The following is a 13,093-nucleotide window of genomic DNA, read 5'->3' on the forward strand; positions in this document are numbered from 1 at the left end:
ATCTTATAACTCAGAAATTAAGCGGGTTAAAATCTCAGTCATTTTGGGTTCTGCTTTAGCCGCAGCTTCTAAAATCTCTTCTAAGTTAAAAGGTTTCAAATCTTCAGGAAAACCTTCATCTGTTAATACAGAAATTGCAAAAACAGGTAAACCAGCATGATTGGCTACAATAACTTCGGGCACGGTGCTCATACCAACCGCATCGGCACCAATTAAACGAAGGTATTTATATTCTGCTTTGGTTTCTAAATTAGGACCGGATACTGCCACGTAAACGCCTTTATGGCATTTTATATCTACATCTTTTGCAATTTCAACAGCCTTTGAAATAATAGACCGTTTGTAAGGTTCGCTCATATCGGGAAAACGTGGTCCTAATTCGCTTTCAATTAAACCTCTTAATGGATTATCCGGCTGTAAGTTAATGTGGTCTTCAATTATCATCAAATCCCCTTTTTTAAATTCGGGGTTTATTGAACCAGCGGCATTTGAAACAATTAAATTTTCAATGCCCAGGCCTTTCATTACCCTAACCGGAAAAGTGATTTGTTGCATGCTATAGCCTTCATAATAATGCAAACGGCCCTGCATAGCAATTATTTTTTTTCCGTTTAAAGTTCCTAAAATTAATTTACCACTGTGAAATTCGAGTGTGGAAATTGGAAAATTCGGAATGTTAGAGTACATCAGCTGATGTTCAATTTCTATTTCTTTAACTAAACCGCCTAAACCAGTACCCAATATAATCCCAATTTCTGGTTTAAAGTTCTCGGTTTTACGTTTTATATATTCAACGGTTTCTTCTATTGCTCTTAACATAGTTTAAAATAAGTGCATCAAAGTTAATCTTATCCTCTTCAAATAAATCAACCTCAATGGGTAAATAATATGCCGGTAAATTTACCAGTAAATCTTCAAATCCGGTAGCTTTTAAACGTTGACTATCCTTTTCTGTTGTGATGATGATTTTTTCTTTTTTCTTACTGGTTTCAAAATCTGTTTTCAACCTTTTAATATCGCCCAAACTGAATGCATAATGATCAGGATAGGTATGATGGTGAATTGAATCTGTATATTTTTTTAATTCTTTAATTAATGGTTCAGGGTTTGCAATTCCGGTTAAGAGATAAATATCAGCATTTTTAACCGAATCCAGATTACGTTTTTCATTCTTATACAATGCATTTAAATCACCATATTTTAAATAAGAATGCAATACTGGCTGGCTGGCGTTTGGCTGTAACTCGTTTACAGATGCTTGCTGATCTATATGTAATAGTGGCAGGGGCGATTTGGTTACCAATAATACATCGGCTCTTTTACGCGAAGAAAAAACATCACGTAAGTTTCCTGCAGGAAGTAAGAATTGAAACCGACCCAGCTTACTGAATTCAAACAGCAATATATTAAAACCTGCATTTACTTTTCTATGCTGAAAGGCATCATCCAAAATAATCACATCATGATGATCTTTTAACTGATTAATTCCTTTTACCCGATCTTCGCAAACCGCAACGGTAACCTGTTTAAATTTTCTATAATATTGCAGCGGTTCATCGCCTATACTTTCAGCAGTGGCGCCTTCATCAGCAAGGATAAAACCTTTTGTTTTTCTGCCATAACCGCGACTTAATATGGCAACCTTATTTTCACTCAATAGCCGAACAAGATATTCTGTTGTCGGCGTTTTACCTGATCCGCCTACTGCAAGGTTGCCCACACAAATAACCGGAAGATCAAATTTTGCAGAGGGCAGGATTTTCCAGTCGTAAAGCTTTTTTCTAAGGATGATGGCCAAACCGTAGAGGAGCGAAAACGGAAAAAGTAAAAGGCGTAAATATTTAATTAGCATACGGTGTTTCAAAAATACAGATTATTTAAAAAAGAAAGGCATCAAATGGATGCTTACTGAACCTTGAAACGGAGCAAATGGTTTGAAGAGCAGGAACAACATGTTTAATTTATTTTTATTATTATTGCGATACATAAACTAACAGAACTCAATGTCGCCGAATAAAAGATTAAAAGTTGGCCAGGGCCACATCAGTGGATATTTATCAATTTTCCTGGGGGTTTTGGTATTGCTGAGCGTTTTTTGTTTCAGGTATCCAGAGCAACTAACCACACCAGAATTTAGAGAAGTTTACACCAAGAATATTGCAGAGGCACTGATGATTTTCGGCGTAATTGCCTCTTTCTTTTTTGCATTGCTAAGTTTATTGCTGAGTAAAAAAATAAAACTTGCCCTTATTGGTTCTTCTATAACTGGCATAGCGATCGTATTGGGTGCATTAACTTTAAAAGGTACGGATGTTGCCAAAAGCAGCTGGCATTTTGGACTGGACTGGATGATCTTGGATTTACTTTTAATGGTTGCCATTTTTATTCCTTTAGAGTTGTTTTTCCCAAAGAACAAATCGCAAACTAAGTTTCATGAAGAATGGAGAACGGATTTAACCTACTTTGTAATCAGTCATTTGTTTATTCAATTTTTTGGCATCGTTACCCAAAAACCGGCCATTTTATTTTTTGGATGGATTGGTTTAGGAAAAGTACACCTCTGGGTACAAAGCCTGCCTTTTGTAGTGGCATTGTTTTTAGCCTTTTTTAGTACTGATTTATTTCAGTACTGGGCACATCGTTTCTTCCATACACGTGTGGCCTTATGGCGCTTTCATTCTATTCATCACTCTACGCAAAACATGGACTGGCTTGCCGGAAGCAGAACGCACTTTATTGATATTTTCTTTACACGTGCCATGACCTTTATCCCCTTGTACATTCTGGGTTTTTCATCAACTGTATTTAATGTTTATATTATATTTATAGCCATTCATGCCGTACTAATCCATGCAAACACACGCATTAACTTTGGCCCTTTAAAATACATTTTTACCACACCACAATACCATCACTGGCACCATTGCGAAGATCCAAAATATTACGGCCATAACTTTGCTTCTATATTTCCTTTTATAGATATGTTATTTGGCACCTATTATTTGCCAGGAAAAAAATGGCCAGCCGGAACAGGTGTACATGAAGCCGCTTACCCAAAAGGTTTTATAAAACAATCAATCTACCCGTTTACAAAAAGCCCTTTCGATACCGATTTGAATATGGAAGAGCGGAGCGATAGATAAAATCGCTCCCAAAAGACTTTATGGCTTAACCTTTTTCATTATTTCCTTATGCCATAATTCTATCGCAGGCAAGTCTTTTTTATATTGTTCTACATCCCACACCATATTCATATCACTTAAATAAGCCGCATAGGGCGGAAGGCCAATACTTGCCCTTCTTTCATCGATATGGTCAGGATCAACCATGGGCATTATGGTAAATTTATTTGCGGTGATATTCCATGCTAACTGACTGCCATAAATTTGCTTTTTGCCATTAAACATAGCCACACGATCTTCAATAAGAGCCAAATGAGTTGCTTTAAGTTTCTGTTCTTTAGAGGCTAAGCGCAACATTGGTAAATATTTTTCCTGTGCTTTTAAATCAGCATGCTGAATAACCATAAACATTGCGCTATTTCCTGCTTCGCCTATTTCTTCGCTACTTAGCCAGCCGTATTTACTAATAATAGCTGCCACTTTAATTAAGTTGGTAGAGTCTGTTTCACGAATTAATCTAAACTTATTTTTTAATTCTGATCTCAACTTAATACTATCTCCAGCGTGTTTTTGTCTAATACTTTCGAGCTGGTTCCTATATGCCTGATCTAAAGCTCCAATACTATCCAATTGTTTAATTATTTCTTTTTTATCAGCTATTTGAGCGAATAAATATGGTGAAATCATTAAAAGAATTACAGCTAAGAGGCTATGTTTCATGTTGAGGCTTTAATCTAAATCTAATCCTTTTTTGATCAATATTTAATTATAATTGTCATTGTGAAAAGTTAAACCTCTTCTTTCACCTCTATTTTCGGGGGCATTAATTTATAAACCACCGGTGTTACAATTCTTGATAGTAAAGTTGAACTGATTAAACCACCAATCATTACAATAGCCAACGGCGAAATTAATGGATTGCTTGACATGGCAATGGGTAACAAACCACCTATTGCAGTAAACGTGGTTAAAATAATTGGCAAAAACCTAATTTCTCCCGCTTCTTCAATCGCCTGGTTTAGGAGCATTCCTTCTGACCTTAACTGGTTGGTAAAATCGACAAGTAATATGGTATTTTTCACCTCGATACCTGCTAACGCAACAATACCAATAGTTGCCACAAAAGAAAGCGAGTTGCCGGTCACCATCAATGCCAGCACCGCCCCCACAATACCCAGTGGAATTACTGAAAGTACAATTAAGGTACTTTTAAAGGTCTTAAATTCAAGCACTAAAACAGCAATAAACATAAACAAGGTAACCAGCAGAATGCTTCCAAAACCACCGAATGACTGGTTTCTGCTCTCCAGCTCACCGCCCATTTCAAAACTATAACCTGCAGGGAGCTTAAAATTATTCATCTGTTTTTCCACATCCTGAATTACCTTATCATTTAAAAAACCCTTCTGTACAAAGGCGTTAACAGATATGGTTCTGGTTTTATTGTAGTGGTTTATGCTTAATGGCGACGTTTCTAATTTTAACGATGCTACCTGTAGCAATGGAATGGCTAAGCCCTGATTATTATTAATGTATAAATTATTAAACACGCTTAAATCAGGGTAAGATGGATGGTTGGTGGTTAGCAAAATGCTATAATCATCTCCGGTTGATTTGGGATTAATAAATTTACCCACATCTATACCGGCCACTGCCATACGTACCGTTCGGTCAATATTAATGGTTGCAATGCCTAAAGCTTGTGCCTTATCTTTATTAATATCGACCTTAATATCTGATTTTAGGTTTTTCAATGGATTGTTTACATAAATTGTTCCCTTGGTTTTGAGCAACATATCTTCTATTTGTGCACCCAGTTTCCTTAAAGTATCGAGGTTATCACCAAGCAAACGAACCTCCACAGGCGAAATAATGGGCTGGCCCTGCTCAAAATCTTTAACCTCAACTTTTGCGCCCGGATAGGGTGTCCATTTTTTACGCAGCATTTCGATAATTTCGATCTTCCGGTCAGATTTAATATCGGGTTGTAAAAGCACAAACAGTTCTGAGAAATCGGTACGTTCGTTTTGTGGCAAAACGTTATAATAAATCCTCGGATTGCCCTTACCTACATTAGAAGCAAAATAACGTACCTCCGGAATTTTCTTTAATTCCTTTTCTATTTGTCGGGTAATGGAATCCGTATACTTTAAATTGGATTGTAAGGGCGTAGATACATTAATTAAAAACTGCGGTTTTTCAGAAGCAGGAAATAAACTGAAACCAATTACAGGGATTAATGCAATTGAGCCCCCAAAAATAACCAATGCAATTACAATAGTTAATATTGGTTTGGCCAGTGCCTTATCCAGCAACTTAGCGTATGAACCATGGATAATTTTCTGCAATGTACGCAGGAAAATATTCCCGTTGGCATCGGCATGTGGCCTTAACAATTTACTTGATAAAAACGGAACCACAGTTAATGCAACTAACATAGATGCAATTACAGAACAAATTACGGCTACCGGTAAACTTCTGATAAATTCTCCTGATGCTTCTGGTAAAAACATTAATGGCATAAAAGCAATAACCAATGTGGCTGTACAACCCATTACCGCCATACCAATTTGTTTGGTGGCTTTTAAAGTGGCATCTAAACGGCTATGCCCGTCGCGCATCCACCGTTCGATATTTTCGACCACCACAATGCTATCATCAACCAGTAAGCCAAGCGAAACCACCAAACCAACAATACTCAGCTGATTTAAACTGAAACCTAATGCACTGATTAATACAATACCAATGGCTAAAGAAAGTGGAATAGAAACCATTACCACCAACGATGCCCTTGTACCTAAAGGCAGTAGCGTAATCATTACCAGTAAAATGGCTATTAGAAAATCTGTACCCAGGCCACCCAAACGATTATTTACATTATCTGCCTGATCAAACATGAGCTGCTGATCGATATTACCCGGCAATGTTTTTTTAAATGCATTGATTACAGGCAGGTATGCTTTTTGTGCAACGGTTATATTGCCTCCGGTTTTTTGTGCCGCAACCACAAACACACAACGAAATCCATTTAAGCGTGTAATGTCTTTCTCCTGCGAATAATCAAAGTATACACTGGCAACATCTTTTAAAGCTGTGTTTTTTCCGTTGCCACTAAATACAACGGTGTTTTTAATTTCTTCTATATTTTGATAATTTCCACTTGTTTTTATGTTAAAAGATTTATTACCTGCATTTACACTTCCACCTGGGATGTTGGCTACTTCACTTTGAATGGCATTTGCAATTAAAGTAACCGGAATATGCAGCTGTGCCAATTTCTCTAAATTTAAATCTACCCTAACCAGCTGATCGGGCAGCCCCATAATTTCTACATTTTTAAGGTATGGGATTTTCTCCAAAGCGGTTTGAAGATCTTCTGCCGCCGTTTTAATTTTATCTCTCGACGCATTTTCTGAAACCAATGCAATTTGAAGTACGTTTACATCTGATGGAGAAACCTGCTGCACTTCCATGCTGTAAATTTCGGGCGGAAGATTTGCCCTTTCACTGTTTACCTCACGTACCAGTTCCTGGTACTTATCATCCACATTTACATTGTATTTATATTCTACAAAAAGCACCGCTAAACCATCTCTTATCGTTGTTTTTATGGTTTTTATATTATCAAAACCATAAATCCTTTTTTCGAGTGGTTTAACAACCAACTCCTCCATATCTTTCGGGCTGGCACCCGGATACACCACCACAACCGGGTAATTAGGTGCATTCATATCCGGATCTTCCGACCTCGGCATGTTAAATATTGTAGTAATGCCCAGCGCTAAAACCATGAGCACCATGATTAAGGTAAACTGGTAATTTTTTACAGCGTATTCTGATATTTTCATCTTTCTTAGCTATGATGTTTTCTTACGGATCATTCCTTCTGCCATTATATATGCAGCAAAGAATCCCCAACCTTTTCGGTTTAGTTTTTACCTCTACTTAACAACCCTTATTTTTGATCCTTCTGTTAAATATGCTCCACCAGAAACAATTAAAGCCGTTGCATTTTCCAGTCCGCTGGTAATGTTTATTTTATCGTTTTGTATTGCACCGAGCTGTACTTTAATCTTTTTAGCTGTTTTTTCATCATCAGTTATAAAAACATAACCTTCATTCTCTCCAGCATCCAATAAAGCATCGTAAGGAATGGAATAGCTGCTGGTGGTTTTGGTAGGAATAATGTTTGCTTTACCAAATAAACCTGCTGCCAAACCTTTAACATCGGCATCATTAAGCGTTAGTTCTACCCCGAAAGTTCCGCTTTGCGGATCAATACCTTCGGCTTTACGGCTCACTTTAGCCTGTAGTATTTTTTGGGGCAAAGCATCTGTAGTAATGGTTGCCCGATCGCCAATTTTTAATACGGCCCATTGTGCATCGCTTAAACCTATTTTCAAAAGCCATTTACTTTGTTTGGCCCCATTAATTTGCAAAACGGGTGTTCCAGGCCCTACAACCTGACCATCGTTAGCGAGTTTTTTCAGTACATAACCATTACTCGTTGCCCTGATTTCTGAATAATTCTGATTAAATTTTACGGCATCCAGCTGTTGTTTAGCAACTTGTAATGCTGTTTTAGCATTCTGCATTTGTTCTAAAGTTGCTACGCTATCTTTAAAGAGCTTACTTGCACGGGCATAATCGCGTTCTGCTTTCTGATAAGACAAGTTTACCTGTTGCACTTGTGCCGAAATTTCTGTTTGGTTTACCGAAGCCAGCAATTGCCCTTTACTTACGGCATCGCCCTCTTTCACATATATTTTATTGATGATGCCACCGTTTTTAAAAGAAAGAAAAGTTTCATCATTGGTGGTAAATTGTCCAGATGATAAAATGGCGTGATTTGCATCCTCTACCTTTAACGGCATTATCTTTACAGGAATCGTATCCTGGTTACCAATCGTGTCGGTTTCGGCTTTATGATTCTTGCAGGCATTAAAACCCAATGCAGCAAGAATTAAAATCGGATAAAAAAATTTCTTCTTCATAAATTAATTTATTGAATAGGTTGCGGTTTCGCGTTCTAAATCAGCCATAGCTGATAATACTTTATACCTGTTTATGTTGACTAAAAGTTGTGCTGATGTATATTGATTACGGGCATCAATGGTTTCTATAAAAGAATTGGTACCTGCCTTGTATCCTTTTTCAATTAATCTCTGGTAGCTTGATGCAGCCTCAAACTGCTTTAAGGATGATTGATATGTTTGATAAACGGCTCTTAAATTATTTTGAGCAGTTTTAGTGGTTAAATTTAACTGCTGTGTAGCCAGGTTGGCATTTAATTCTGCATTACGCAAGTCTAAATGGCTCTGTTTAATCTTAAAGCTATTCCTGTTGCCTGTAAAAATTGGAATGTCTAACTGCAAACCCAGCATATAATAACGGGTATTATCATTAAATTTAAAACCTTCAGATTGTGAACCCAAATCAACAAAAGCACCAAGTTTAGGAACAGCAAATTGCTTGTTCATTTTCAAAACATTTTTATTTATGGCCACCAGCTGGTCTAAGGCCTTTAATTCTTCACGTGTTGCTGAAGTAGATATATCAGCTAATAATCCGTTTATTTTTTCCAATCCGGCCTTATTATCCTGATCTGTACCTATGTTTTCATCTGCATCCCGGTTTAATAAAAAATTAAAATACATCCGGGCATTAACCACTTGCTGCTGGGCACTAACCAGTTGAGCGTTTGCCTGTTCTACTTCACTTTTAGAACGCAATACATAAGCGGGCAAGCCTTTGCCACCTTCCAATAATTTTTCATTAACCCGAAGCCCTTCATTAGCCAGTTGTAAACCTGATTTATAAATCTCTACGGCCTGTAATGCGCTCTGATAATTATAATAGGCTGTTTTTATATTTTTAACCAGGTCGCGTTTATAAATTAAAACTTCAAACTCCTGCAAAACCACCTGCTGCTCCGAAATGCGTCGGTTATAAATTAAATCGGTGTTTATAACCGGTACACTGGTTCTGATTTTTGCATCGTAGAAATTCTTGGGCAGAAAATTAATGCTCTGGTTTTCCATAAGCGGAAACTTATTGCTTTGTGTAAGCTGGTTTAAAGTAGAATAAACGGGATTTAACAAATCGCCCAAGGGTAAAGGAATATTACGTCCCCCATCGGCAGTTTGATAAGCACCCTGAAAAGCCACTGTTGGTAAAAAAAAACTCTTTGCTGTTTTTAAAGCATATTGTGCCTTTTCTAAAGAGATGTTTTTCTGCTGCAACACAATATTATTTTTAAAAGCATCGGCTACATAACCATCCAATAGCTGTTGTCCATTTGCAAAAGACACAGTAAAGATTAATAGAACAGCGATTGTAAATAATTTTAACTGACTAAAAAAATTCATAATTAACAGTGTTAATATATATTATTTTAAACCTTGCAGGATTTTGATAAAACCATCAAAAGTCTGGTCCATAATGTTATTTCCTTCCAAAACGGGTAGTTTGGCTGATGCCACATGATCTAAATGACCCTGTAGCTTTAAACTGCATAAACCATGCATTAACGACCATACGTTTAAAGCAAAAGTATTCGCTTCAAAGCCTGTAAAATAACCGGCGTGCTGGCAATCCTCAACTGTTTTGATTAATGCGGCAAAAGACTGCTCGCCTTCTTCCCATTCTTCATCAGCACAATGATTTTTAACAAATTCAATGGGTTCTTTCTGAATAAACATCAGTTCATAAAAATCAGGGTTGTTTAAAGCAAAGCTCATGTAAACCCGCCCCATAGCCTTTAATCGTTCAAAAGGCTCGTATACATGTTGTAAAACCATAAATTGCGTACCTAATAATTTAAAGCCTTCCTGGTGTAAGGCATACATAATATCTGTTTTATCTTTGTAGTATAGATAAATTGTAGTTGGACTAAATTCTATCTTTTCTGCTATTTTACGTATTGAGGTTGCATCGTAACCCTCCCTTAGAAAAAGCTCTTTGGCGGCATCCAAAATCCTTTGACGCAAATCTTCCTTATGCTTCTCTTTTCGCTCTTTTATTCCCATGATAATTTATTAACACCGCAAACATAGTTAACACTGTTAATAAAATGAAATATTTTAAATATTTTTTTTCTAAACCATGTTCCAAATATTAGCAGGATACAACCTCGTTTGATTTACAATAATGATTTAACCGGCTCCATTCATCATTTATCAAACGTTTGTGTAAAATGAGCGGCTATTTTCTGACAGTTTTATAGAATTGGCTATGTATAAAACCCTTATCTTTGCACAAATCATAATTAAAACATCATGCTTAAAGGATTTTTTAACGTACCAATACCGGTAAACGAACCTATTTTAAACTATGCTCCGGGCAGCAAAGAACGTGCACTTTTAAAAGAAGCACTTGCCGAAGCCCGTGCTCACCAGCAAGATATCCCAATGTATATTGGTGGTAAAGCGGTGCATACTTCAAAAAAAGGTAAAGTTGTTCCTCCACACGATCATCAACATATTTTAGCCCAATTTAGCATTGGCGATAAAACACACATTAATCAGGCTATTGATGCTGCATTGGCAGCAAAACCAGACTGGGAAAATTTAACCTGGGAACACAGAGCGGCTATCTTTTTAAAAGCGGCTGATTTAATTGCAGGCAAATACCGCTATAAATTAAATGCAGCAACCATGCTTGGCCAAAGTAAAAATGCTTACCAGGCTGAAATTGATGCGGCTTGTGAGCTGATTGATTTCTTACGCTTCAACGTAAGTTATATGGTTGATATTTACAAGCAACAACCTCCTGTATCGCCAAGAGGAAGCTGGAACCGTGTAGAGCAACGCCCGTTAGAAGGTTTTGTATTTGCACTTACCCCTTTTAACTTTACGGCCATTGCCGCAAACTTACCTGCTTCGGCAGCCATGATGGGCAATGTTGTGGTTTGGAAACCTGCAGATACACAGGTTTACGCAGCAAACCTATTAATGGAAATTTTCCGTGAGGCGGGTTTACCTGATGGCGTAATTAATTTAGTTTATGCTGACGGGCCTGAAACCGGAGATGTAGTTTTTAACCACGCAGATTTTGCTGGTATTCATTTTACGGGTTCAACCAAGGTGTTCCAGGAAATATGGAAAACCATTGGCACAAACATTCATAAATATAAATCGTACCCACGCATTGTGGGCGAAACTGGAGGTAAAGATTTTATCCTTGTTCACCCTTCGGCCCAGGTTGATATTGCCAATACAGCAATTGTTCGTGGTGCTTTTGAATACCAGGGACAAAAATGCTCTGCAGCAAGCCGTGTTTATATTGCTAAAAGCTTATGGCCAGCCATTAAAGAATTAATGATTCGTGATTTGGCAACCTTTAAAATGGGTGGAACTGAAGATTTTGGTAATTTTATCAATGCAGTTATTGATGAGCGTTCTTTTGATAAATTAGCTAAATACATCGATCAGGCTAAAAAAGATAAAGGTGTGGAAATTATTGCTGGTGGAAATTACGATAAGAGCAAAGGCTATTTTATTGAGCCTACTGTTTTAGTTGTGGATGACCCTAAATATACCACGATGAGCGAAGAATTATTCGGTCCGGTTTTAACTGTTTATGTTTACGAGGACAAAGATTTTGACCAGGTTTTAGAGTTGGTTGATACAACTTCTCCTTACGCTTTAACCGGTGCTTTTATAGCGCAAGATCGTTATGCAATTGACAAAGCTTCTCATGCTTTACGTAATGCAGCAGGTAACTTTTATATAAATGATAAATGTACAGGTGCAGTAGTTGGCCAACAGCCATTTGGTGGTGCCAGGGGTTCGGGTACAAATGATAAAGCAGGTTCGATGATTAATTTATTACGCTGGGTTTCTCCACGTACGATTAAAGAAGTTTTTGAATCTCCAACAGATTATCGCTATCCGTTTTTAGCCCAAGATTAATCTTTATAAATTTCCGCTGCTCTGCCGGCGTTTAAAATAGAAAACCCCTGCGCAATCAGGGGTTTTTCTGTTATAGCACTTTATGAGAATTAAATGATCTTTAAACCATCGCTTTTATCAATTTTTACTAATTTAGGGCTATCCAAATCAAACACTCCAAAATAGCGCTTAACTATGGTAGCCTGCATAAACTGCAAACAATCACTAACGGAAAACTACTGTTCTAACTGCGGGCACCCCGCAAAACTTAAAAGAATTGATGCACATTATATACAGCATGAAATTGAGCATGTGTTACACTTCGAAAAAGGAATTTTTTACACCGTAAAGGAGTTGTTGATCAGGCCAGGAGATAGTGTAAAAGAATTTATATCCAACAACAGAAACAGGCTTGTTAAGCCCATTATCTACATCATTGTAACTTCGTTAATTTACTCTATAATATCCCACTTATTTCATACCGAGGATGGCTACATTAACCTTACCCAGGAAGGTAACCCTACCGTAAATAAAATTTCTGCATGGGTACAAGCTCATTATGGATATGCAAATATCATAATGGGTGTGTTTATTGCCATGTGGGCAAAGCTTTTTTTCAGAAAATACAATTATAACTTCTTCGAAATCTTAATCCTGCTGTGCTTTATAATGGGTACAAGTATGTTAATATATGCAGTTTTTGCCGTTATTGAAGGTTTAACCAAATTTTCATTAATGCAAATTGGTGCTGCGTTGGGTTTTATATACTGTACCTGGTCAATAGGACAATTTTTCGATAGAAAGAAAATTGCAAGCTACTTTAAGGGTTTTGCTGCCTATATATTAGGCATGATTACGTTTGGCTTGGGCATTGCCTTTATTGCTATCGTGTATGATGTAATTTTGAAACATGCATAATCTGCCCCCGACCTATTCAAAATGAGTTAAAAAAACATTGCGTATTCCCTACCCATTTGATTTAAAATTAAATTAATTTGGAAGGCATTAACTAAAGCTCTTTTGTTCTTTACGGCCCCCCATCCCAATGAAATATCGGGATGCCAATGCAATAGGGCTTAT

The 13,093-nt window shown here is 37.1% G+C and carries 10 protein-coding genes; 3 read left to right on the forward strand and 7 right to left on the reverse strand.

Annotated elements, in window-relative coordinates:
• Window positions 1-3: 3 nt before the first annotated feature.
• Window positions 4-819 carry a purine-nucleoside phosphorylase gene (locus R2Q77_RS18520; RefSeq protein WP_316805215.1) on the reverse strand — a complete coding sequence of 272 codons (816 nt, stop codon included), beginning with the start codon at window positions 817-819 and terminating at the stop codon, window positions 4-6.
• A complete protein-coding gene (gene lpxK / locus R2Q77_RS18525) occupies window positions 791-1,852 on the reverse strand; it encodes a tetraacyldisaccharide 4'-kinase (RefSeq protein ID WP_316805216.1) in 1,062 nt (353 codons plus the stop codon). Before lpxK ends, R2Q77_RS18520 begins: the two co-directional genes overlap by 29 nt.
• 151 nt (window positions 1,853-2,003) lie before the next feature.
• Between lpxK and R2Q77_RS18530 the strand changes: the two genes are divergently transcribed.
• Window positions 2,004-3,143 carry a sterol desaturase family protein gene (locus tag R2Q77_RS18530; RefSeq protein ID WP_316805217.1) on the forward strand — a complete coding sequence of 380 codons (1,140 nt, stop codon included), beginning with the start codon at window positions 2,004-2,006 and terminating at the stop codon, window positions 3,141-3,143.
• Between the two features lie 18 nt (window positions 3,144-3,161).
• On the opposite strand, the gene R2Q77_RS18535 is transcribed toward R2Q77_RS18530, so the two are convergent.
• The 5 genes from R2Q77_RS18535 to R2Q77_RS18555 form a co-directional block, all read right to left on the reverse strand.
• A complete protein-coding gene (locus tag R2Q77_RS18535) occupies window positions 3,162-3,842 on the reverse strand; it encodes a DUF6624 domain-containing protein (RefSeq protein ID WP_316805218.1) in 681 nt (226 codons plus the stop codon).
• A gap of 68 nt (window positions 3,843-3,910) precedes the next feature.
• On the reverse strand, window positions 3,911-6,970 hold the full coding sequence (locus R2Q77_RS18540) for an efflux RND transporter permease subunit (protein WP_316805219.1): 3,060 nt from the start codon (window positions 6,968-6,970) through the stop codon (window positions 3,911-3,913).
• A 93-nt stretch (window positions 6,971-7,063) separates the two neighbouring features.
• Window positions 7,064-8,116, reverse strand: coding sequence for an efflux RND transporter periplasmic adaptor subunit (locus tag R2Q77_RS18545; RefSeq protein WP_316805220.1), 1,053 nt, complete (start codon window positions 8,114-8,116; stop codon window positions 7,064-7,066).
• Window positions 8,117-8,119: 3 nt separating this feature from the next.
• Window positions 8,120-9,490 (reverse strand): TolC family protein, encoded by a 1,371-nt coding sequence (locus R2Q77_RS18550; RefSeq protein WP_316805221.1) that lies wholly within the window; start codon window positions 9,488-9,490, stop codon window positions 8,120-8,122.
• Between the two features lie 21 nt (window positions 9,491-9,511).
• Window positions 9,512-10,150 carry a TetR/AcrR family transcriptional regulator gene (locus R2Q77_RS18555; RefSeq protein WP_316805222.1) on the reverse strand — a complete coding sequence of 213 codons (639 nt, stop codon included), beginning with the start codon at window positions 10,148-10,150 and terminating at the stop codon, window positions 9,512-9,514.
• Window positions 10,151-10,399: 249 nt separating this feature from the next.
• Between R2Q77_RS18555 and pruA the strand changes: the two genes are divergently transcribed.
• Together pruA and R2Q77_RS18565 are read left to right on the forward strand one after the other, a co-directional pair.
• Window positions 10,400-12,034, forward strand: a complete 1,635-nt coding sequence (pruA, locus tag R2Q77_RS18560) for an L-glutamate gamma-semialdehyde dehydrogenase (protein WP_316805223.1) — start codon at window positions 10,400-10,402, stop codon at window positions 12,032-12,034.
• A 174-nt stretch (window positions 12,035-12,208) separates the two neighbouring features.
• Entirely contained in the window at window positions 12,209-12,931 is a 723-nt protein-coding gene (locus R2Q77_RS18565) for a DUF3667 domain-containing protein (protein ID WP_316805224.1), read from the forward strand.
• Window positions 12,932-13,093 lie beyond the last annotated feature (162 nt).

This window comes from Pedobacter nototheniae, from assembly GCF_032678625.1.
Classification (GTDB): Bacteria; Bacteroidota; Bacteroidia; order Sphingobacteriales; family Sphingobacteriaceae; genus Pedobacter; species Pedobacter nototheniae_A.